The organism is Streptococcus sp. 20925_1_44 (genome assembly GCF_041432435.1).
Taxonomy (GTDB): domain Bacteria; phylum Bacillota; class Bacilli; order Lactobacillales; family Streptococcaceae; genus Streptococcus; species Streptococcus infantis.
The window spans coordinates 22036-45801 of the sequence record NZ_JAPVZQ010000003.1; the positions used below are offsets into that span (position 1 = coordinate 22036).

Genomic DNA, 23766 nt, shown 5'->3' on the forward strand with positions numbered 1-23766 from the left:
CATTCCGCTCTAGTATCGTTAAGGAATGATACACAAATAAAAATTAGGTATATAAAATGACATACGAAGTAAAATCTCTTAATGAAGAATGTGGTGTTTTTGGTATCTGGGGTCACCCAGACGCTGCCAAATTGACCTATTTTGGACTCCATAGTCTTCAGCACCGTGGTCAGGAGGGGGCAGGAATCCTCTCCAATGACCAAGGGAAATTGAAGCGTCATCGTGATATGGGGCTTTTATCAGAAGTCTTCAAAAATCCTGCGAATTTGGATAAATTGACAGGAACTGGAGCGATTGGGCACGTGCGTTATGCGACTGCGGGAGAAGCTTCTGTAGACAATATCCAACCTTTCCTCTTCCGCTTTCACGATATGCAGTTTGGTTTGGCTCATAATGGGAATCTGACCAATGCAGAATCACTCAAGCAAGAATTGGAACAAAGAGGGGCAATCTTTAGCTCGACTTCTGATTCAGAAATCTTGGCTCACTTGATTCGCCGTAGCCACAATCCAAACCTGATGGGTAAAATCAAGGAAGCACTCAGTCTTGTTAAAGGTGGTTTTGCTTATCTCTTGATGTTTGAAGATAAGTTAATTGCAGCGCTGGATCCAAATGGCTTCCGTCCTCTATCAATCGGGAAAATGGCTAATGGAGCAGTAGTGGTTTCATCTGAAACCTGTGCCTTTGAAGTCATCGGTGCTGAGTGGATTCGCGACGTAAAACCAGGCGAGATTGTCATTATTGATGACAATGGTATCCAGTATGACAGCTATACAAACGATACTCAGTTGGCTATCTGTTCCATGGAGTATATCTACTTCGCACGTCCTGACTCTAACATCCACGGAGTCAATGTCCATACGGCTCGTAAGAGAATGGGAGCTCAACTGGCACGTGAGTTCAAGTATGAAGCTGATATCGTAGTCGGGGTGCCAAACTCCTCTCTTAGCGCAGCTATGGGATTTGCGGAAGAATCAGGTCTACCAAATGAAATGGGACTCATCAAGAATCAATACACGCAGCGGACCTTTATCCAGCCGACTCAAGAATTACGCGAGCAAGGGGTTCGGATGAAACTGTCTGCCGTTTCTGGTGTCGTTAAAGGCAAACGTGTGGTTATGATTGATGACTCTATCGTGCGAGGCACGACATCTCGTCGCATTGTCCAACTTTTGAAAGAAGCGGGGGCATCAGAAGTGCACGTTGCCATCGGGAGTCCTGCTCTTGCCTATCCATGTTTTTATGGGATTGATATCCAGACACGTCAGGAGCTGATTGCGGCCAATCATACGGTCGAAGAGACTCGCCAAATCATTGGTGCGGATAGCCTGACCTATCTTTCGATTGATGGCTTGATTGATTCTATCGGCATCGAAACAGATGCGCCGAATGGTGGTCTCTGTGTCGCTTACTTTGACGGTGACTATCCAACTCCTCTCTATGACTATGAAGAAGAATATCGTAGAAGTTTGGAAGACAAGATCAGTTTTTACAAATAGACGGCTAAAGACTCTCGATTAAAGAAAAGGATTAAAAAATGACAAATAAGAATGCTTACGCAAAATCTGGTGTGGATGTTGAAGCGGGTTATGAAGTTGTTGAACGAATTAAAAAGCACGTTGCACGTACGGAGCGCGCAGGTGTCATGGGAGCTCTTGGTGGTTTTGGTGGTATGTTTGACCTTTCAAAAACAGGTGTCAAAGAACCTGTTTTGATCTCAGGAACAGATGGTGTTGGTACTAAGCTGATGCTTGCTATCAAGTATGACAAACACGATACCATCGGTCAAGACTGTGTGGCTATGTGTGTCAATGATATCATTGCTGCAGGTGCAGAGCCTCTTTACTTCTTGGACTATATCGCAACTGGTAAAAATGAACCAGCTAAACTAGAACAAGTGGTTGCAGGTGTGGCCGAAGGTTGTGTGCAAGCTGGTGCCGCCCTTATCGGTGGGGAAACTGCTGAAATGCCTGGCATGTACGGCGAAGACGACTATGACTTGGCTGGTTTTGCAGTCGGTGTTGCAGAAAAATCTCAAATCATCGACGGTTCAAAAGTAGCAGAAGGCGATGTGATTTTGGGACTTGCTTCAAGCGGTATCCACTCAAATGGCTATTCACTTGTTCGTCGTGTCTTTGCTGATTACACAGGTGAAGAAGTATTGCCTGAGTTGGAAGGTAAGAAACTCAAGGAGGTTCTTCTTGAGCCAACTCGCATCTATGTCAAGGCTGTCTTGCCACTCATTAAAGAGGAATTGGTGAATGGAATTGCCCACATCACAGGTGGTGGTTTCATCGAAAATGTGCCACGTATGTTCTCAGATGACTTGGCCGCTGAAATTGATGAAAGCAACGTCCCAGTTCTTCCAATTTTCAAAGCCCTTGAAAAATATGGCCAAATCAAACACGAAGAAATGTTTGAAATCTTCAACATGGGTATTGGTCTCATGCTTGCGGTGAAACCAGAAAATGTGGAGCGTATCAAAGAACTTCTTGACGAACCTGTTTATGAAATTGGTCGTATTGTGAAGAAAGATGGCGCAAGTGTGGTGATAAAATAATGGCTAAAAAAATTGCTGTTTTTGCCTCTGGCAACGGTTCAAACTTTCAGGTGATTGCAGAACAGTTTCCAGTTGAGTTTGTATTTTCTGATCATCGAGATGCCTACGTCCTTGAGCGTGCAGAAAAGCTAGGGGTTTTATCTTATGCCTTCGAACTTAAAGAGTTTGAGAATAAGGCAGACTATGAAGGAGCCATCGTCGAACTCTTAGATGAGCACCAGATTGACTTGGTTTGTCTCGCAGGCTATATGAAAATCGTTGGCCCGACTTTACTAGCAGCTTATGAAGGCCGTATCATCAATATTCACCCAGCTTTTCTCCCTGAATTTCCAGGTGCTCATGGTATTGAGGATGCTTGGAATGCAGGTGTGGACCAGTCTGGCGTGACTATTCACTGGGTGGACTCTGGTGTTGATACCGGTAAGGTCATCAAACAAGTCCGTGTGCCACGCCTTGAAGGGGATACCCTTGATACTTTCGAGACTCGCATCCACGAAACAGAGTACAAACTCTATCCAGAAGTTTTGGATAGTTTGGGGGCTGCACGAAAATAAGGAAGCTCTCGAGCTGAAAGAAAATTTTCGACTGTAGCAGATGAAGAACTTTTTTAAAAAAGGAAATGAAAGAACATGACTAAACGAGCACTTATTTCAGTCTCAGATAAAGCGGGCATTGTAGAATTTGCCCAAGAACTTAAAAAACTTGGTTGGGACATCATCTCAACTGGTGGTACTAAAGTTGCCCTTGATAATGCTGGTGTTGATACCATTGCCATTGACGATGTGACTGGTTTCCCAGAAATGATGGACGGTCGTGTCAAGACCCTGCACCCAAATATCCATGGCGGTCTCCTCGCTCGTCGTGACTTGGATAGCCACTTGGAAGCGGCTAAAGACAACAAGATTGAGCTCATTGACCTTGTTGTGGTCAACCTTTACCCATTTAAGGAAACTATCCTTAAACCAGACGTGATTTATGCGGATGCCGTTGAAAACATCGATATCGGTGGTCCATCAATGCTTCGTTCAGCAGCTAAAAACCACGCTAGCGTAACCGTTGTTGTAGACCCTGCTGACTATGCTGTTGTTCTTGACGAATTGGTAGCAAACGGCGAAACCTCTTATGAAACTCGCCAACGTTTGGCAGCTAAGGTTTTCCGTCACACTGCGGCTTATGATGCCTTGATTGCAGAATACTTCACAGCTCAAGTGGGTGAAAACAAACCTGAAAAACTCACTCTAACTTATGACCTTAAACAATCAATGCGTTACGGTGAGAACCCTCAACAAGACGCAGACTTCTACCAAAAAGCCTTGCCAACAGACTACTCTATTGCATCTGCTAAACAGCTTAACGGTAAGGAATTATCCTTCAACAATATCCGTGATGCTGATGCTGCTATCCGTATCATCCGTGACTTCAAAGATCGTCCAACCGTTGTGGCTCTCAAACACATGAACCCGTGCGGTATAGGTCAAGCTGATGATATCGAAACTGCTTGGGACTACGCTTATGAGTCTGACCCAGTGTCTATCTTCGGTGGTATTGTCGTTCTCAACCGTGAAGTGGACGCTGCGACAGCTCAAAAAATGCACGGCGTTTTCCTTGAAATCATCATTGCACCAAGCTATTCTGACGAAGCGCTTGAAATCTTGACAACCAAGAAGAAAAACTTGCGCATCCTAGCCTTGCCATTTGACGCACAAGATGCCAGTGAAGCAGAAGCAGAATACACTGGTGTTGTCGGTGGACTTCTCGTTCAAAACCAAGACGTGATCAAAGAAAGCCCAGCTGACTGGCAAGTGGTAACCAAACGCCAACCAACTGAGACAGAAGCAACCGCCCTTGAGTTCGCTTGGAAAGCTATCAAGTATGTCAAATCAAACGGTATCATCGTGACTAATGACCACATGACACTTGGCGTTGGCCCTGGTCAAACCAATCGTGTGGCTTCCGTCCGTATCGCCATTGATCAAGCTAAAGACCGCCTTGATGGTGCTGTACTTGCTTCGGATGCCTTCTTCCCATTTGCGGATAACGTGGAAGAAATCGCTAAAGCAGGTATTAAGGCCATCATCCAACCGGGTGGGTCAGTCCGTGACCAAGAGTCTATCGAAGCTGCTGATAAATACGGCTTGACTATGGTCTTCACAGGCGTGAGACATTTTAGACATTAAGAAAATATTGATTTTCACCAAATTAATTTTATTGTATATCAGTGTTCATGATTAAAAATTGTTGAATATTGTAAAAGCGCTCAAGTCAAAGCAGAGCGCTTTTACAATATTATTAAAATTATATAGTTAATTTCTACAAATTATATAATTGAAATGTTATAATGTATATTGTATGGAGGATTAATTATGTATAAGTACAAAATGTTAGAGCATGTTTTAGATTCTATTTGTTTAGAAGCTCCAGAAAATCTGAAAAGATATAAGGAAGACAGTGATTCTAAGAAACGTCAGGCTAGATCATTAGCTTATATCCATTTACTTTTAAAAGCAAAATTTAATCTTACGTCTTTTGATGAAAGAGAAAGATATATTACTGATGGAGGATACGACGGAGGAATAGATGCGTATTATATTGATAAGGAAAATAAAATAATCTATTTTATTCAATCTAAATATCGCAATACTGAGGAAAATTTCTCAACTAAACCGATAAGTGTAGATGAAATAGTAAAAATGGAAGTCTCTAGAATCACTGATGGAGAGGAGACAGATTCTAAGGGAAATAAATATAATGGTAAGATATTAGGGTTAATTAGAAATCTACAGGAATTGGACCAGATTGCTAGGTATGATTTTAAAATCATTCTATTAGCAAACGTAGATAATGATATTGAAAAAGTATTAGATAAGATATTAGATTTTCCATATGAAATTTATAATTATAAAAGAGCATACGAGGAGTTAGTCTTTCCTATCTTGAGAGGCACTTGTCATAGGGCTACTGATATAACAGTTAATTTAAATCTAACATCTAGAAATTATACAATGGAGTACGAAGTAGAGGACGGGGAATTAAGCACTAATGTTCAGCTCTTTTTCGTACCGACTATAGAAATCGCTAAATTGATGAGTGTACATAAAAATGCCATTTTAGAATATAATCCTAGAAGTTATTTAGGGTTATCAAGAAATCCCGTTAATAAAGCTATCAAGGACCAGATTGTCAATGAGAATAATAATATGTTTTCATTATTCAATAATGGCATTACAATATTATCTGACCAAACAGAGGTAACTTCTAAGACAGGAAGAAAAGGGGTAGGGCAGCTTATTCTAAAAAATCCACAAATTGTGAATGGAGGTCAAACTGCACATACTTTATCAGTTATTTATGAGGATTCTAATTATAGTGAAGACATCTTTAAGAATAAAGAAGTTTTGGTGAAAATTATTACTTTTGATGAAAATTTGAAGGATGAAAGTAGGAAGTTAAGTTTAATTGAACAGTTATCACAAGCTACAAATACTCAAAGCAAGATTGTGGAAGCAGACAGAAGATCAAATTTAGAGATTCAAATTGATCTGCAACGCTATTTATTTAATAAATTTGGCTATTGTTATCATAGAAAAACGGGTGAGTTTAATCAAGGAATAAGTAAAAAGTATCTATCTAATGATCAAATTATTGAGAGAGACATTTTTATTAGAGTTGCCTATGCAGTCAATGGGAGCGTTGCTGAAGCTAGGAGATCTGGTGAAGAACGTTTGTTTAAAAATGAAAATTTTGAAAAATTTTTAAATACTTCAATTGGGGATGAGGGTTATGATAAATTGTTCTATTCTTTTATTGTTCACAAGTATTTATCAAAAATTGAGAAGAATCCTTCAGAAAAAGATGATAAGTATTCTACTAAAAATTATGGTAATGCGATAAGATACGGTAAATTTGCAATTGTATATGTAGTCTCTCAGAAGATAGAAGAATTAATTAATAACAAAGAGATCTCCGAAAAAATTGTCAGAGAGTTAACAGATAAAGTCCTTAATCAATGGAAAGAATTCGAAAATAAACAAATGAGAAAGGATAGCAATAGTCGTTACTTTACTAAGATTATTGACGATAAAGGAGTTACTAATTTTGAAAACAACTTTGCAAACTATTATAAAGGAACTACTATAGATTCTGACCTGTCAAGTTATGAATTTAATTATCGGTAGTAGTATTTTCACTTACAATACTTAAAAAATTTTTTAATTTCCAAAATCTTTCATGAGGCAACCCTAGTTGTTGCCTTTTTATGTGTGAAGTTAGAAGTTCACTTATGCTGATAAATACGGCTTGACTATGGTCTTCACAGGCGTGAGACATTTTAGACATTAAGAAAATAAAAGGGAAGAAAACAGTTTCTTTCCTTTTTTTACTTTAAAAGCGAAACGAAACAAGATTAAAACGAACGTTTATGGTATAATATTAGTAAATAATTCGCAAAAGAGGTTGAAAGATGAAGCTGTTAGTTGTCGGCTCGGGTGGTCGTGAACATGCCATTGCTAAGAAGTTACTTGAGTCAAAAGACGTTGAAAAAGTCTTTGTAGCTACTGGGAATGACGGGATGACTCTGGATGGTCTGGAATTGGTGGATATCTCTATTTCCGAACATTCTAAATTGATTGAGTTTGCAAAAGCCAACGATATTGCTTGGTCCTTCATTGGTCCAGATGACGCCCTTGCGGCTGGGATTGTGGATGAGTTCAATGCAGCTGGTCTCAAAGCCTTTGGTCCGACAAAGGCTGCGGCTGAGCTGGAGTGGTCTAAGGATTTCGCTAAGGAAATCATGGTCAAATACGACGTTCCGACAGCAGCCTATGGGACCTTCTCAGATTTCGAGGAAGCCAAGGCCTATATCGAAGAGAAAGGCGCTCCAATCGTAGTCAAAGCAGATGGTTTGGCCCTTGGGAAAGGTGTCGTCGTTGCGGAGACAGTCGAGCAAGCGGTCGAAGCCGCTCACGAGATGCTATTGGACAATAAATTCGGTGACTCAGGTGCGCGTGTGGTTATCGAGGAGTTTCTTGCAGGAGAGGAATTTTCACTTTTTGCCTTTGTAAATGGTGACAAGTTCTACATCATGCCAACAGCTCAGGACCACAAACGTGCCTACGATGGCGACAAAGGTCCTAACACTGGTGGGATGGGTGCCTATGCGCCAGTTCCACACTTGCCACAAGGTGTGGTTGACACAGCGGTTGACACCATTGTCAAGCCAGTCCTTGAGGGGATGATCCAAGAAGGGCGTCCTTATCTGGGCATCCTTTACGCAGGTCTTATCTTGACAGCAGATGGCCCCAAAGTCATCGAGTTCAACGCTCGTTTTGGAGATCCTGAAACGCAAATCATCTTGCCTCGTTTGACATCTGACTTCGCGAGTAACATTACTGACATTTTGGAAGGCAAGGAGCCAGCTATTACTTGGACGAACAAGGGTGTGACACTAGGCGTGGTTGTAGCTTCAAACGGCTACCCACTTGCTTATGAGAAGGGTGTCAAGCTTCCAGCCAAGACAGAAGGTGACATCATCACTTACTATGCTGGTGCTAAATTCGCTGAAAACGACCAAGACCTCCTCTCAAACGGAGGACGTGTTTACATGTTGGTCACCACAGCTGATACCGTCAAAGACGGCCAAAACATTATCTACAACCAACTTAACAAACAAAACACAGAAGGCCTCTTTTACCGAACAGATATCGGAAGCAAGGCGATTCGATAAAGATATAAGAAAAAGCGACTGAGTCGCCAAACTCGATAATGGTCGTTAAATTTGCGAGCGTTAGCGAGCTAGTATAGGATAATCGTCGCAGTAGTGGAACTCCTAGTAGCTTTGCTACTAGGAGCGGAAAACTGGAGACTCAGGCTCCAGTTTTAGTAATGGAACGCCCTAGGCGGTCGCTTACGTCCGCACTACATTAGACGATTATCAAAAAAAGGAGAAGAAATGAAACCAGTAATTTCCATTATCATGGGCTCAAAATCTGACTGGGCAACCATGCAAAAAACAGCAGAAGTCCTAGACCGCTTTGGTGTAGCCTACGAGAAGAAAGTTGTCTCTGCCCACCGGACACCGGATCTTATGTTCAAACATGCCGAAGAAGCACGTAGCCGTGGGATTAAGGTCATCATCGCAGGTGCTGGTGGTGCCGCGCATTTGCCAGGGATGGTTGCTGCTAAAACAACCCTTCCAGTTATTGGTGTGCCGGTCAAATCACGTGCTCTTAGCGGTGTGGATTCGCTCTATTCCATCGTTCAGATGCCAGGCGGTGTGCCAGTCGCAACTATGGCGATCGGTGAAGCTGGTGCAACCAATGCAGCCCTCTTTGCCCTCCGTCTCCTCTCAGTAGAAGACAAGGCCACTGCGGATGCACTTGCTAACTTTGCTGAAGAACAAGGAAAAATCGCAGAGGAGTCGACGAATGAGCTCATCTAAAACAATCGGAATTATCGGTGGCGGTCAGCTGGGTCAGATGATGGCTATTTCTGCCATTTATATGGGGCACAAGGTTATCGCGCTGGATCCTGCGGCGGATTGCCCAGCCTCTCGCGTGGCGGAAATTATCGTGGCTCCTTATAACGATGTGGATGCTCTTCGTCAGTTGGCTGAACTTTGCGATATTCTGACTTATGAGTTTGAGAATGTCGATGCTGATGGCCTTGACGCCGTTATCAAAGACGGTCAGCTCCCACAAGGAACAGACCTACTTCGCATTTCCCAAAACCGGATTTTTGAGAAGGACTTTCTTTCCAACAAGGCTCAAGTCACTGTGGCCCCATACAAGGTCGTGACTTCAAGCCAAGACTTGGCAGATATTGACCTATCGAAAAACTATGTTCTCAAGACTGCGACTGGTGGCTATGATGGCCATGGACAAAAGGTCATTCGCTCAGAAGCAGATTTAGAAGAAGCTTATGCACTAGCGGATTCAGCAGATTGCGTTTTAGAAGAATTCGTCAATTTCGACCTTGAAATTTCTGTCATTGTGTCAGGAAATGGCAAGGACGTGACAGTTTTCCCGGTTCAGGAAAATATCCACCGCAACAATATTCTATCTAAGACCATTGTGCCAGCTCGAATTTCTGATAGTCTAGCAGATAAGGCCAAAGCCATGGCGGTGCGAATTGCAGAACAACTCAATTTGTCTGGAACCCTTTGCGTGGAAATGTTTGCGACAGCTGACGACATCATTGTTAATGAAATTGCGCCACGCCCACACAATTCTGGCCACTACTCGATTGAAGCCTGTGACTTCTCCCAGTTTGATACCCATATCTTAGGTGTTCTGGGAGCACCATTGCCAGCTATCCACCTGCATGCCCCAGCCGTTATGCTCAATGTCCTTGGCCAGCATGTCGAGGTCGCTGAAAAATATGTCACAGAAAATCCAAGCGCCCACCTCCACATGTATGGTAAAATAGAAGCGAAGCACAACCGCAAGATGGGACATGTGACTTTGTTTAGCGATGTACCGGATGAGGTGGGAGAGTTCTAATGATAAGTGGACAAGATCGATATAATATAGATATACTCATGGATCAGATGGTTTCAAGTAATTTACCTCCGTTTGTAGATAAATATTTTAAAATCCCAGATAGGTTATTTGAAAAAATTAAACTAGGCAAGATTCCAGTTTATCAAACAATTAAAAGTAGTGATTATGTAGAGTTAAATCTAAAGGAAATTTCAAGATCAGAGTACGTTGAGAGATATGGCTCAGAGGCGCTAAAATACTTTGCATTTAAAAATAATGGTTCCAAGAGAATGATGGGAATAGTGAATCCTATATACTTTTTTTCTTTTGTTTATAATGCAGTCCATGCACACAATGATTGGATAATGCAACTATATAATTCAGAAAAAATAGAAGATATCATACAAAAATCTAATTCACCAATATTAGGTTTTGATCATTTTTTAAGAATGGATTATGAAAACCAAGACATACAATTCTATGAAAAATTTAAAAATTATACTAATGAATTAAACAGAAAATTAAATAAAAGTTTTGAAAAAAACGAAGAGAAATCATTCTTAATTGAGGGGAGTGCACCATATTACTTATCTGTTGATCTAGAGAACTATTACTCATCAATTGATGTAAATCTTTTGTTTAAACTTAGTTCATACGCACCATTTAATGATTTTACTAATAGCATAGCTATGTTTTTTAAATTTTTAGGTAGTTATAATAGAGCAATAAATGAAAATCAAACAAATGGGATTATAACTGGACCAATAAGCTCTTTCATTACAGCAGAATTTATAAGTCTTGCTCTTGATGCGAAATTTAAGGATAAAAACATAACCAGATATTATAGATATGTAGATGATTATTCATTTTATTCGTACTCACAATCAGAATTGGAAAAGAATATTGAGATTTTTGATAGATTGATTAAATCATTTTCGTTAACGCGAAAATTTGAAAAAACGGAAACTGGGAGAGGTTTTTCGAAAAATAATAAAGCAAATATAGATGAAGTATATAGTTTATTTCCTTATTTGAACATTTGCTCTAGTCTAGAAACATTAACTCTAGATAAAGATAATTATAAGCAACTTAGGAAATATATAGAAAGTCTGGTTTCCCAGAATTATCTTAGTCAGATAAAAACTGTATTAACTACTTTAAAAAATACAATAAAAGATGATAGAGTGAAAATAGATGATCGTATAGTTTCATATTTCATACCTTTTATACTCAAAGTATCTTATATACAGCCTAGATTGGTTTCGCATGTTTATAAATTAATTGATCAAATTTGTAGCAAGTTAGCTAAGAATGCAGTTCCTAAATTAATAAAACAGATGCTTGTTGATAGAGATTATTTATTAGATTATTATTCGGAATCAGAATTTGAAATTTGGTTCTATTATATTATTACAAAATATGCAGAACCAGAAATTCGTAAACAAGAACTCGACTACTATTTGTCTCAGACAATGAGAGAAAATTTTTCTACAGAGCCTATTATATTAAGCTTTTTTGTAAGAAATGATTTTTCTATTAATAAGAAAATTTTTGATCGGTTAAAAAATGAGTATTGTTTAAATTGCGATCCTTTAAAAAATAATTCACAGGATGAATCACTACCATTGCAAGGAATTGCTATGTCTAGATGGTGGATTTTGCTGTTAGAGCTGTTTATTTATATAAAACGAACAAAGAAAAAGCGTGGACGAAAGCAAAAAGGATTTGATAGTTTTAAAAGAGAAATTGAGCTATATTTTTATAAAGATAAAACTAAAGACAAAGATAAAACTAAAGACAAAGATAAAACTAAAGACAAAGATAAAACTAAAGATAAAGATAAAGAAATTAATTTTAGTGAAATGGGAATATTTTGTGAGTTACTATAATTGAGTGATTATGGGAGGGAAAAGATGATTTGGTTAATTTTAACAATTATTGCATCTATTATTTCTTTTTTTGTAGGTGCTTTTTTGCAATGGATTAGCGATAATAAGAAATATTTAAAGTTATGGATAGATACAAATATCGGAAAAGCTCGAGATAAACAGGTAAGATTCAGCATAGCTTACTTATTTAGAATTAATATTGATGGAAAATATTTATTAGTTAAGAATGAAAAAATAGCGAATCAATACCAACCAGTTGGAGGGGTATATAGGAAGTTTGGCTCTTTTGCAGAGATTGCTAATAAATTAAATGTAACTGGTGAGAAAAAAGAAAATTTTTGGGTTCCTAATGATTTACGAGTATATGTACAAACAAAAAATGTTATAAAATTTTTGGAATGGTTTCAAACAAGACGGAATAGAGAGGTCAATGTAGTAAGAGAATTCATTGAAGAGATTATTGATAAAAATATATTAGAAATTCAAAGTTTAAAGGATGTTGAATTTGAATTTATCAGAACTTATGATAGTGGTTTACATTATACAGAACAATTTGGTTCATATGAAATATTGTTGCATGATATATTTGAGGTAAGACTAAAACCAAATGATGTAGAAAAATTGAAACAATATATTGAGTCGCCATCTGACGATTATCTAATTTTAGCAGGACGAGATGACATTGAACAAAAATCGATTACTATTGATGGTGTTGATTATAAAATTGGAGAGCAGACAAAAAATATTTTATAAATAAAACTTAAAGATATAGACGGCTACTAAACATTCAATATAATTTTAAAAACAAGCTATTTACGTTATATAAAATATTTCTGGTGTATGGAATAATCAGTAAAGAAAGGAAAATACAATGATCGAACGTTACTCTCGCCCTGAGATGGCGAATATTTGGAGTGAAGAAAATAAATACCGTGCTTGGCTTGAGGTGGAAATCTTGGCTGACGAGGCCTGGGCTGAGTTGGGAGAAATCCCTAAGGAAGATGTGGCTTTGATTCGCGAAAAAGCGGACTTTGATATCGACCGTATTTTGGAGATTGAGCAGGAGACTCGCCATGACGTAGTGGCTTTTACGCGTGCGGTTTCTGAGACGCTTGGTGAAGAGCGTAAGTGGGTCCACTATGGTTTGACTTCTACTGACGTGGTGGACACTGCCTATGGTTACCTCTACAAGCAGGCCAACGACATCATCCGTCGTGACCTTGAAAACTTCACCAACATCATCGCTGACAAAGCGAAAGAACACAAGTTCACTATCATGATGGGACGTACCCACGGTGTGCACGCTGAGCCTACAACTTTTGGTCTTAAATTGGCTACTTGGTACAGCGAAATGAAACGGAACATCGAGCGTTTCGAGCATGCGGCTGCTGGTGTGGAAGCTGGTAAGATTTCTGGTGCGGTTGGTAACTTTGCCAACATCCCACCATTCGTTGAAAAATACGTCTGCGACAAATTGGGTATCTGTGCTCAAGAAATCTCTACACAGGTGCTTCCTCGTGACCTTCACGCTGAGTACTTTGCGGTTCTTGCTAGTATCGCAACTTCTATCGAGCGTATGGCGACTGAGATTCGTGGTTTGCAGAAGTCTGAGCAACGCGAAGTGGAAGAGTTCTTTGCTAAAGGTCAAAAAGGTTCTTCAGCAATGCCTCACAAACGTAACCCTATCGGTTCTGAAAACATGACAGGTCTGGCGCGTGTCATCCGTGGGCACATGGTGACAGCTTATGAAAATGTGGCTCTTTGGCACGAACGTGACATCTCTCACTCATCAGCTGAGCGAATCATCACACCAGATACGACTATTTTGATTGACTATATGCTCAACCGTTTTGGAAATATCGTTAAGAACTTGACAGTCTTCCCAGAAAACATGATCCGTAACATGAACTCAACCTTTGGTTTGATCTTCAGCCAACGTGCCATGTTGACCTTGATTGAAAAAGGGATGACTCGTGAACAAGCCTATGATCTAGTGCAACCAAAAACAGCCTACTCTTGGGATAATCAAGTAGACTTTAAACCACTTCTTGAAGCAGATCCAGAGGTAACCTCACGCCTGACTCAAGAAGAAATTGATGAAATCTTCAATCCAACATACTACACCAAACGAGTGGATGAGATCTTCGAACGCATCGGTTTGGGTGACTAATTATAAAACAAAAAAGCGAGATACAATCTCGCTTTTTATTTTGTAATAAAAGATTTCAGTTTAATCTTTTTTCTTGCTAAGGCCATAAGCTGTGAGTGCAGCCATCAAACCTGTAGCAATCAACCATTCTGAACCTTGGCTTCCTGTCTCAGGAAGTTTATTTTCTTTTGCTACAGGAGCTGGTCCTTGAGGGAGAGCTTTGTTTTCCTCGGCAGGAACAGTTGCTGGAGCTGGTTTACTTGGAATCTCTAATTTTGGTTTTTCTTCTGCAACAGGAGCTGGCACATTTGGAATTTCTAATTTTGGTTTTTCTTCCGCAACAGGAGCTAGTCCTTTTTCATCTCCCACATGTGTTACAGGAGTTCCGATTTCGATGATTTGAGTAACTGGTTCTTGAGCGACAACACTAGTAACCAATGTTTTCACTTCGCTTCCGTCAGCAGCAGTAGACACAGAATAGAAATGACTACGACGCCCCTTAATACCTTCAGTTACGACACGAGTTTCTCCCTTAGGTAAGGCATCAGTTTCACGAGTGATAGTTGTAAACGGAATTTCTTCGTCCTCGATGACAACACGTGGTTTGGCATCTGCAACAGGAGCAACTCCTTTTTCGTCTCCTACGTGAGTGACAGGAGTTCCGACCTCAACCACTTGATTGACAGCTTCTTTTGTGACTTTTTCTTCAAGAACTGTTTCAGTTTCCTTGCCATTTTCAGTAGTAACTGAGATATAGATTGTACGTTCACCTTTGGCACCTTCAGTGACAACTTTTTCTTGTCCTGCTGGAAGGTTAGGATTTTCCTTCTTAACAGTCTCAAATGGGATTTCTTCCGTTCTTGTGATAAGCTCTGGTCGGTTTTCAACGTTGGCAGCAACTTCATTTTCATCAAGGCTTCCTGAGTGAGTTGCAGCTGGTTTGAGACCAAGTCTTGCTGTTTTAAGGTTAGCTACAAGTGAATCCAACTCAGCTTGTTTATTACGGTTGAGATTGTAGTTTAGTGCTTCTTTAGCAGCCTTGAGAGCATCGAGACTTTCTGTGCTATATCCTTCTAAGTTTTCAGGGATTTGAGCAAGTTCCTCGCGTAGAGCCTTGTAATCGGCACGGAAGTAGTCTTTGTTGTGATCTGCAAATGCAGTCATGAGCTCAAAGATTTCTTCTTCTTTGTACTCAGCGCTTGGTCTATCTGCCCAGATAGCTACCATACTACCAACAGTAGGTAAATCAACCTCAGGATATTTAGTTGAAGCTAGCTGGTTAAATGGAGTTTTTTCAGTGTTTTCGATAGCTTTCTTGAGGAAGCCGCCACCATCTTCTGGTTTTTGACCGAGGATATAGTACCAATCTCCATTAGTGTTAAGGAATTTATAACCTTTGCTTGCTAGATATTGAGGAGATGCAAGGTTATAACCCCACCAACCTTTAGACCAGTAAGAGATGATAACATCTTTATCAAACTCAACATCGTCCTTATCTTCATAGTAGAAACCATCGTTAAAGGCCATTGGTTGTAGACCTTTTTCTTTAGCCATGGCAGCTAGACTATTAGCATAATCTGCAAACTTACCATAGAGTCCATACCACTTGAGGTAGTACCAACCTTGAGCGTTAGTAGCATCGTTGGCATACTCGTCTGTACCATAGTTAAAGATCTTAGTCTTGCCTGCAAAGAAGTCCATGTATTTGCCGATAAGGGCTTTTGTAAAGTTCATTGCTTCTTCGTTTTCAAGGTCCATGGTTGTTTTTGAAACCTTGTCAAAGTTAGCTTGAGGGTTTGCAATGCCCAATTTTTCCATAGCGACAAGCATAGCATCCATGTGGCCAGGACTGTTGATAGCAGGGATGATTCCAATGCCTCTATCCTTAGCATATTGAATAAGCTCAGTGATTTCAGCTTGGTTCAAAGTTGTTCCATTTGGATCGTCGTAGTAAGATTTTGTTCCTTCAATGATGGCATTTTTTACATCGTCACTTGCATAGGTCTTGCCGTTTGCAGTGATTGTCATGTCATCCAAGAGGAAGCGAAGTCCGTCATTTCCAAGGAGGAGATGAAGGTCAGAGTAACCAAGTTCGCTGGCTTTATCTACGATACGTTTGAGTTGGTCTAGAGTGAAGTATTTACGTCCAGCATCGATTGAGATAACCTTGTTTTTGGCAAGTTTTTCAACTTCACGTTTGGCATCTTCTTCTTTTTGAGCTTCTGGTGTGAAGGTTAAGTTGCTAACAGCTTCTTGGAGTTTTGCAATTGCTTGGTCAATGCTATCTTGTTCAGCGCGACTAAGGTTGCTATCAAGAGAGCGAATGGCTTTTTCAGCTTCTTTAACGGCAGCAATACTTTCTGCAGTATAGCGACTAAGGTCAGTTGGGACTTCTTTAAGAGCTTGTTCAGCAGACTCGTAGTCAGCGGCGAAATATTCAGCATTTGAGTTTGCGAATTGACGCATGAGTTTGAAGAGGCGAGATGGAGAGTAGCGGGCAGATGGAGTATCGGCCCAAGCAGCTACCATACCACCGATGATAGGGATATCGGCACCTTCAGTTTTTGGAACAGAAGTAATCGGTGTGCTCTTAATACCGTTCAAACCTTGGTCTAGGTTATACCAACCCTGTCCATCAGCATTACGGCCGAGAACGTAGTACCAAGCATCATTAGTGTTGAGGATTTCATGCCCTTTTTCAACTAGTAGTTTAGAAGAAGCGACATCGTAACCGCCCCAACCACCAGTCCACATAGACACGATGATGTCTTTGTCAAAGGTACCAAAAGTAGTATCGCTATTATAATAGATACCGTCATTGAAGGCCATTGGTTTAAGACCGTGAGATTTGACGATACGAGCTAGGTCATTAGCATAGGCGATGAATTTATCATAACCCTTGTCTGGGAAACCATCTTCTGGATACCATTTATAGGCTTGCAGAACACTCCATCCTTTGGCATTAGTAGCATCATTAGCATACTCATCCAAACCGATGTTAAAGATTTCAGACTTGCCAGCAAAGTAAGCAGCGTATTTATCAATCAAAGCTTTTGTAAAGGCAACTGCTTTTTCGTTGTCAAGGTCTACTGTACGTTCTGATTCTTTACCAAAGTAGTTGAAGTTAGGTTTTTCAATGCCCAATTCTTTCATGGCATTAAGGATAGCATCCATGTGACCAGGGCTGTTGACTGTTGGGATAAGCCCAATACCTTTATTCTTAGCATAACCAATCAAGTCGGTCATTTCACTTTCAGTTAGATGATTACCGTTTGGATCATTGTAGTAGGCATTGGTTCCATTTTCAACAGCACGTTTGACATCATCGCTTGCGTAAGTTTTGTCACCTACAGTTAGAGACATATCATCAAGCATGAAGCGCAAGCCATCATTTCCGACTAAAAGGTGAAGATCAGTATAGCCATAGTGTTTGGCTTTGTCGATGATTTCTTTCAGTTGGTCTGGAGAGAAGTATTTACGTCCAGCATCGATAGAAACAATTTTCTTTTTAGCCAGTTTTTCATTCACTTGAGCTGCTCGTTCTGTAGCGACTGCGGGTGCTTCGACCTTAGCAACTTCTTTGTTTTCTTCTTTTTCTTTTTCAGATTCTGTCTTCTTAACTTCTTCAGTAATTTCTGCCTTAGCTGGAGTTTCTTCTGCTGTGACTGGTTCTGCTACGGCAGGTGCAGGAGCAACTTCAACTTTTGGAGCTTCAGTATTTGCTACTGGAGCAGCTGGAGTAGCATTTTCTGTTGTTGGAGCAGTCTCGAGTTTTTCTTCACTCGTTGGTGGAGTGACTTCTCCAGTGGTTTGGACAGCAGGCTGATTTTCAGTTGGAGCAGGTACGACTCCGTCAGCAGCAACGGCCTGCGCCTGAAAGGCAAAGCCGATCAATACAGAAGCGGCTCCGATTGCATATTTACGAATAGAGAAGCGCTGTTTATTTTCTGGTTTCATTAAAAAACCTCCCTTTTGAATTTTTGATAGCGTTTTCACATACTAATCCTATTTTATGTTCTAACTAAAATAAAGTCAAGTTTTTGAGGAAATTACTATAAAAAATAGAATAATTTATAAATTAAGATATATTTTTCTAATTTTGACTATTTTTTAGTAAAAAGGTTACTAATTATAGAATTGCTTGAAATGCTATTCTCAGGGAAGGGAGCTGATGCTATAATGGGTATATAAAAACCCTGAGACAGTTGCCTCAGGATTTTTAAAATTAGTGATCACGGTCACAAGAGATGAATTTAATTTTGTAGAAATCAGAACGTTTATAAGTTTCGATGTATTCCAAAACTTGACCATTTGCTTCAAGCTGAGTTGTCTTAGTTTGGAAAACAGTTGGGAATTTAGTGTCGATTCCTAGGATAGAAGCGGCATGTTTTGGCGTCGGAAATACAATTTCGTTAATTTCTTCAAAATGCTCGTCATTCATGTGAATGTGGTAGTCCAATTTGAAACGAGTATAGATAGAACTATAGTATTCAAGATTTGGATAGTTGGCATTGATGTATTGTTCAGGAATATATGAACTGTGATAGATATAGGTAACACCATTTGTTTCACGAACACGTTCAATCTTATAATAGAATTGATCGCCGCGTAGGCCGAGTTTTTCTAAGTATTTAAGATCGTTCCCGCGTTCGATAGAAAGAACAGTTACTTTATCATCTTTAGTTTCGAAGATTTCTACATCAGAAAATTCAACGAGTTTATGTTTACGTGCACGAGCTACGAAAGTTCCTTTACCTTGTTGGCGGACAATATATCCATCTTTGGCAAGGTCGTTCAAGGCACGAACGACTGTGATTGAACTAACATCATACATGGAAATCAATTCTGCTTCAGTGTAGAACTTATCTCCACTAGCAAATTGACCAGAAATGATCTTATTTTTCAATTCATCTTTAATGTATTGATACTTTGGAATTGCCATATTTTTACCTCATTTTTTTCCTTCTTCACTTATCATTTTAACATAAATTCTTAAAAATAGCTGAAAAGCACTTAAAAAAATTAAAATATCAGAATAAGAAATTAGAATAGATATAAATAATTTGTGTTTTGCCTTGTATTTCTGCTCTTGAGTCAGAATGTTGATTTTATAGGATTTGATAAGATTTTTAGAAAAGATTCAGTAAAAAAATAGAAAAATTTTAAAGAAAATTTCAAAAAGTATTGACATTAATCCCCGATTAGTTTATAGTTGATATAACAATACATGAAAGCGCAAACTTTTCGCTTTTAGGGGAGGAAGAATGGCAAGATTTGAAATTAAAGATGATTTCTATCTGGATGGGAAACCATTCAAGATTTTGTCTGGCGCCATTCACTATTTTAGAGTTCCTGCGGAAGATTGGCATCATTCACTGTATAACCTCAAGGCACTAGGTTTCAATACGGTTGAGACTTATGTTGCTTGGAACATGCATGAACCTGATGAAGGTAACTTTAACTTTGAAGGCAATCTTGATTTAGAGAGATTTCTTCAAACTGCACAAGACTTGGGCTTATATGCAATTGTACGTCCTTCTCCATTTATCTGTGCAGAATGGGAATTCGGTGGTTTACCAGCATGGCTCTTGACCAAGGATATGAGAATTCGGTCATCTGACCCAGCTTTCATTGACATGGTTGGTCGCTACTATGATCAGTTGCTTCCACGTCTAGTTCCGAGATTATTGGAAAACGGTGGAAACATTCTCATGATGCAAGTCGAAAATGAGTACGGATCCTATGGCGAGGACAAGACCTACTTGAGGGAAATTCGACGTTTGATGGAAGAACGTGCAGTTACTTGTCCGCTTTTCACATCAGATGGACCATGGCGAGCAACTCTTAAGGCTGGAACCTTAATTGAGGATGATCTCTTTGTGACAGGGAACTTTGGTTCCAAGGCTGCTTATAATTTCTCACAGATGCAAGAATTCTTTGATGAGCACGGCAAGAAATGGCCGCTCATGTGTATGGAATTTTGGGATGGCTGGTTCAATCGATGGGAAGAACCAATCATTAAGCGTGAACCTGAGGAATTAGCAGAAGCTGTCCACGAGGTTTTAGAGCAAGGCTCTATTAACCTTTACATGTTCCACGGTGGAACCAACTTTGGTTTTATGAATGGTTGTTCAGCTCGAGGAACCATTGATTTACCACAAGTAACATCTTATGATTATGACGCTCTTCTTGATGAAGCTGGAAACCCAACTGCTAAATATTTCGCAGTGAAAGAAATGATGGCGACTTACTATCCTGAGTATCCGCAATCTGAACCGCTTTACAAAGAGAGTATGGAAGTAGAAAACATTCCACTGGTCGAGAAAGTTTCCTTGTTTGAAACCTTGGATAGCCTATCCAGTCCGATTGAAAGTCTCTACCCTAAGAAAATGGAAGAGCTAGGACAAGGTTACGGCTACCTACTCTATCGTACGGAAGCAAGTTGGGATGCAGATGAAGAACGCATTCGAATTATTGACGGACGGGATAGAGCTCAGCTCTTTATCGATGGTAAATGGGTGGCAACACAGTACCAAACAGAAATCGGTGAAGATATCTTTTATCAAGGTAAAAAGAAAACGCTATCCAATATTGATATACTCATTGAAAATATGGGGCGTGTCAACTATGGACACAAATTCTTAGCAGATACGCAGCGAAAAGGAATTCGCACAGGTGTTTGTAAAGATTTGCATTTCTTGCTCAACTGGAAGCAATATCCACTGCCTCTTGATAACCCAGAGAATATTGATTTCTCTAAGGGATGGACAGAAGGGCAACCTGCCTTTTACGCTTATGACTTTGAAGTTGAGGCGCCAAAGGATACCTACTTAGACTTATCTGAGTTTGGTAAAGGGATTGCTTATATCAACGGACATCATCTAGGTCGTTTCTGGAATGTCGGTCCAACCTTATCTCTTTATATTCCACATAGCTATCTCAAAGAAGGTGCCAACCGCATCATTATCTTTGAAACAGAAGGGGAGTATAAGGAACACATACATTTAACTTGTAAACCTACACTAAAACTTATAAAGGGGGAAAACTTATGACAATTGTAGGATGCCGTATCGATGGGCGCTTAATTCACGGACAAGTAGCAAACCTTTGGTCTGCTAAACTTAATGTTTCACGTATCATGGTCGTTGACAATGATGTTGTGAACAACGACGTTGAAAAAAGCGGCTTGAAACTTGCAACACCACCAGGTGTAAAACTTAGTATTTTGCCAGTTGATAAAGCAGCAGCGAATATCCTTGCTGGTAAATACGATAGCCAACGTCTTTTGATTGTAGCACGCAAACCTGACCGTTTCCTCGGTTTGGTAGAAGCAGGTGTGCCACTTGAAACTGTCAATGTCGGCAACATGTCTCAAACACCAGAAACACGTGCGATCACACGTTCAATCAACGTTGTAGATAAAGACGTAGAAGATTTCCACAAATTGGCGGAAAAAGGTGTTAAACTTACTGCTCAAATGGTTCCAAATGATCCAGTTTCAGACTTTTTGAGCTTATTAAAATAGGAAAAAATTTTTAGGAGGTCATTGTTATGATACAATGGTGGCAAATTTTACTTCTCACTTTGTACTCAGCTTATCAAATCTGTGATGAGTTGACGATCGTTTCTTCTGCAGGTTCCCCTGTATTCGCTGGTTTCATTACTGGTTTAGTCATGGGAGATTTGACAACTGGTTTGTTTATCGGTGGTAGCTTGCAGTTATTCGTACTTGGGGTAGGTACCTTCGGTGGTGCTTCTCGTATCGACGCAACTTCTGGTGCGGTTCTTGCGACAGCTTTCTCAGTTGCACAAGGTATTGAAACAGACCTTGCGATCACTACAATCGCTGTACCAGTAGCGGCACTCTTGACTTACTTCGACGTACTTGGTCGTATGACTACAACATTCTTCGCTCACCGTATTGATGCTGCGATCGAACGCTTTGACTATAAAGGAATCGAACGCAACTACCTTCTTGGTGCGCTTCCATGGGCTCTATCTCGTGCCCTTCCAGTATTCTTCGCCCTTGCTTTCGGTGGAGAATTCGTTACAGGTGTTGTAAATCTTGTTAAAGAATACCAATGGGTTGCAGACGGTTTGACTCTTGCAGGTCGTATGCTTCCAGGTCTTGGATTCGCTATCTTGCTTCGTTACCTTCCAGTTAAACGTAACCTTCACTACCTTGCTATGGGATTCGGTTTGACAGCTATGTTGACTGTTCTTTACTCAAACGTAACAAGTCTTGGTGGAGCAGTTGCTGGAATCATTGGCACTCTTCCTGCTGAAGTTGCTGAAAAAATTGGCTTTGTTAACAACTTCAAAGGATTGTCTATGATCGGTATCTCTATCGTAGGTATCTTCCTTGCGGTTGTTCACTTCAAGAACAGCCAAAAAGTTGCTGTAGCAGCACCTTCTACACCATCAGAAAGTGGGGAAATTGAAGATGACGAATTCTAATTACAAATTAACAAAAGAAGATTTTAATCAAATTAACAAACGTAGCTTGTTCACTTTCCAATTGGGATGGAACTACGAACGTATGCAAGCATCAGGTTACCTTTACATGATCTTGCCACAATTGCGTAAAATGTATGGAGATGGAACTCCTGAGTTGAAAGAAATGATGAAAGTTCATACTCAATTCTTCAACACTTCACCATTCTTCCACACAATTATCGCTGGTTTTGACCTTGCTATGGAAGAAAAAGATGGCGTTGGTTCAAAAGATGCGGTTAACGGTATCAAGACAGGTTTGATGGGACCATTCGCTCCTCTTGGAGATACTATCTTTGGTTCACTTGTACCTGCTATCATGGGATCTATCGCTGCAACAATGGCTATTGCTGGTCAACCTTGGGGTATCTTCCTTTGGATTGCAGTTGCAGTAGCGTATGACATCTTCCGTTGGAAACAGTTGGAATTTGCATACAAAGAAGGGGTTAACCTTATCAACAACATGCAAAGTACTTTGACAGCTTTGATTGAAGCTGCATCTGTACTTGGTGTATTCATGATGGGTGCTCTTGTAGCAACAATGATCAACTTTGAAATTTCATACAAATTACCAATCGGTGAAAAGATGATTGACTTCCAAGACATCTTGAACTCAATCTTCCCACGTTTGCTTCCAGCAATCTTCACTGCCTTTATCTTCTGGTTGCTTGGTAAGAAAGGTATGAACTCTACTAAAGCGATCGGTATCATTATCGTGCTTGCCTTGGCTCTTTCTGCCTTTGGTAAATTTGCACTTGGAATGGGCGCATAATTTATGACTAAATCATTGATTTTAGTGAGCCACGGTCGTTTCTGTGAAGAACTTAAAGGTAGCACAGAGATGATTATGGGACCACAAGACAACATTCATGCGGTTGCTCTTCTTCCAGAAGATGGACCAGAAGAATTTACTGCAAAATTTGAAGCTGCTGTTGAAGGATTGGATGATTTCCTAGTCTTTGCGGATCTTCTTGGCGGAACTCCATGTAACGTGGTGAGTCGTTTGATTATGGAAGGTCGCGACATTGAACTTTATGCAGGAATGAACCTTCCGATGGTCATTGAATTTATCAATGCAAGTCTAACTGGAATGGATGCGGACTATAAGAGTCGTGCTTCAGAAAGCATTGTGAAAGTTAATGATTTATTGGCAAGCTTCGACGACGATGAAGATGAATAATACTCTTCAAAAATCAAATT

At 40.0% G+C, this 23766-nt stretch carries 18 protein-coding genes; 16 read left to right on the plus strand and 2 right to left on the minus strand.

The features are described from left to right. The first annotated feature begins 56 nt into the window (after window positions 1–56). The 11 genes from purF (at window position 57) to purB (ending at window position 14094) form a co-directional block, all read left to right on the plus strand. Window positions 57–1499 carry an amidophosphoribosyltransferase gene (gene purF / locus O3643_RS04465; RefSeq protein ID WP_371500125.1) on the plus strand — a complete coding sequence of 481 codons (1443 nt, stop codon included), beginning with the start codon at window positions 57–59 and terminating at the stop codon, window positions 1497–1499. 38 nt (window positions 1500–1537) lie between these two features. Continuing rightward, on the plus strand, window positions 1538–2560 hold the full coding sequence (gene purM / locus O3643_RS04470) for a phosphoribosylformylglycinamidine cyclo-ligase (RefSeq protein WP_371500127.1): 1023 nt from the start codon (window positions 1538–1540) through the stop codon (window positions 2558–2560). Continuing rightward, a complete protein-coding gene (gene purN / locus O3643_RS04475) occupies window positions 2560–3114 on the plus strand; it encodes a phosphoribosylglycinamide formyltransferase (protein ID WP_061863738.1) in 555 nt (184 codons plus the stop codon). Before purM ends, purN begins: the two co-directional genes overlap by 1 nt. A 75-nt stretch (window positions 3115–3189) precedes the next feature. Then, window positions 3190–4737 carry a bifunctional phosphoribosylaminoimidazolecarboxamide formyltransferase/IMP cyclohydrolase gene (gene purH, locus O3643_RS04480; RefSeq protein WP_371500129.1) on the plus strand — a complete coding sequence of 516 codons (1548 nt, stop codon included), beginning with the start codon at window positions 3190–3192 and terminating at the stop codon, window positions 4735–4737. Window positions 4738–4923: 186 nt separating this feature from the next. Continuing rightward, window positions 4924–6735 carry an AIPR family protein gene (locus O3643_RS04485; protein ID WP_371500131.1) on the plus strand — a complete coding sequence of 604 codons (1812 nt, stop codon included), beginning with the start codon at window positions 4924–4926 and terminating at the stop codon, window positions 6733–6735. A 284-nt stretch (window positions 6736–7019) separates the two neighbouring features. Next, window positions 7020–8282: a phosphoribosylamine--glycine ligase gene (gene purD, locus O3643_RS04490; RefSeq protein ID WP_371500132.1), complete on the plus strand. Its 1263-nt coding sequence runs from the start codon at window positions 7020–7022 to the stop codon at window positions 8280–8282. A 225-nt stretch (window positions 8283–8507) separates the two neighbouring features. Next, window positions 8508–8996 (plus strand): 5-(carboxyamino)imidazole ribonucleotide mutase, encoded by a 489-nt coding sequence (gene purE / locus O3643_RS04495; protein WP_371500134.1) that lies wholly within the window; start codon window positions 8508–8510, stop codon window positions 8994–8996. Then, complete coding sequence (gene purK / locus O3643_RS04500; protein WP_371500135.1) at window positions 8983–10056, plus strand: 5-(carboxyamino)imidazole ribonucleotide synthase; 1074 nt, start codon at window positions 8983–8985, stop codon at window positions 10054–10056. Before purE ends, purK begins: the two co-directional genes overlap by 14 nt. Then, window positions 10056–11924, plus strand: coding sequence for an RNA-directed DNA polymerase (locus O3643_RS04505; RefSeq protein ID WP_371500137.1), 1869 nt, complete (start codon window positions 10056–10058; stop codon window positions 11922–11924). The genes purK and O3643_RS04505 overlap by 1 nt, the downstream gene beginning before the upstream one ends. Before the next feature lie 24 nt (window positions 11925–11948). Next, window positions 11949–12677 (plus strand): hypothetical protein, encoded by a 729-nt coding sequence (locus O3643_RS04510; protein WP_371500139.1) that lies wholly within the window; start codon window positions 11949–11951, stop codon window positions 12675–12677. 118 nt (window positions 12678–12795) lie between these two features. Further along, complete coding sequence (purB, locus tag O3643_RS04515) at window positions 12796–14094, plus strand: adenylosuccinate lyase (RefSeq protein ID WP_371500141.1); 1299 nt, start codon at window positions 12796–12798, stop codon at window positions 14092–14094. 60 nt (window positions 14095–14154) lie between these two features. Here the strand turns inward: purB and strH are convergent, their stop codons facing one another. Continuing rightward, window positions 14155–18030 carry an LPXTG-anchored beta-N-acetylhexosaminidase StrH gene (gene strH / locus O3643_RS04520; RefSeq protein ID WP_371500143.1) on the minus strand — a complete coding sequence of 1292 codons (3876 nt, stop codon included), beginning with the start codon at window positions 18028–18030 and terminating at the stop codon, window positions 14155–14157. Between the two features lie 268 nt (window positions 18031–18298). Next, on the minus strand, window positions 18299–19015 hold the full coding sequence (locus O3643_RS04525) for a GntR family transcriptional regulator (RefSeq protein ID WP_247922097.1): 717 nt from the start codon (window positions 19013–19015) through the stop codon (window positions 18299–18301). Window positions 19016–19337: 322 nt separating this feature from the next. Between O3643_RS04525 and O3643_RS04530 the strand changes: the two genes are divergently transcribed. From O3643_RS04530 to O3643_RS04550, 5 genes are read left to right on the plus strand one after another with little or no spacing between them, the layout of a single operon-like run. Continuing rightward, window positions 19338–21125 (plus strand): beta-galactosidase family protein, encoded by a 1788-nt coding sequence (locus O3643_RS04530; RefSeq protein WP_371500146.1) that lies wholly within the window; start codon window positions 19338–19340, stop codon window positions 21123–21125. Next, entirely contained in the window at window positions 21122–21598 is a 477-nt protein-coding gene (locus O3643_RS04535; RefSeq protein WP_004250394.1) for a PTS system mannose/fructose/N-acetylgalactosamine-transporter subunit IIB, read from the plus strand. Before O3643_RS04530 ends, O3643_RS04535 begins: the two co-directional genes overlap by 4 nt. Window positions 21599–21624: 26 nt before the next feature. Then, on the plus strand, window positions 21625–22530 hold the full coding sequence (locus O3643_RS04540; protein WP_371500148.1) for a PTS mannose/fructose/sorbose/N-acetylgalactosamine transporter subunit IIC: 906 nt from the start codon (window positions 21625–21627) through the stop codon (window positions 22528–22530). Then, the gene (locus O3643_RS04545; protein WP_000185293.1) at window positions 22517–23338 is read left to right on the plus strand and encodes a PTS system mannose/fructose/sorbose family transporter subunit IID; all 822 of its coding nucleotides are present in this window, start codon (window positions 22517–22519) and stop codon (window positions 23336–23338) included. The genes O3643_RS04540 and O3643_RS04545 overlap by 14 nt, the downstream gene beginning before the upstream one ends. Before the next feature lie 3 nt (window positions 23339–23341). Next, on the plus strand, window positions 23342–23746 hold the full coding sequence (locus O3643_RS04550; RefSeq protein WP_000167445.1) for a PTS sugar transporter subunit IIA: 405 nt from the start codon (window positions 23342–23344) through the stop codon (window positions 23744–23746). Window positions 23747–23766: the final 20 nt, after the last annotated feature.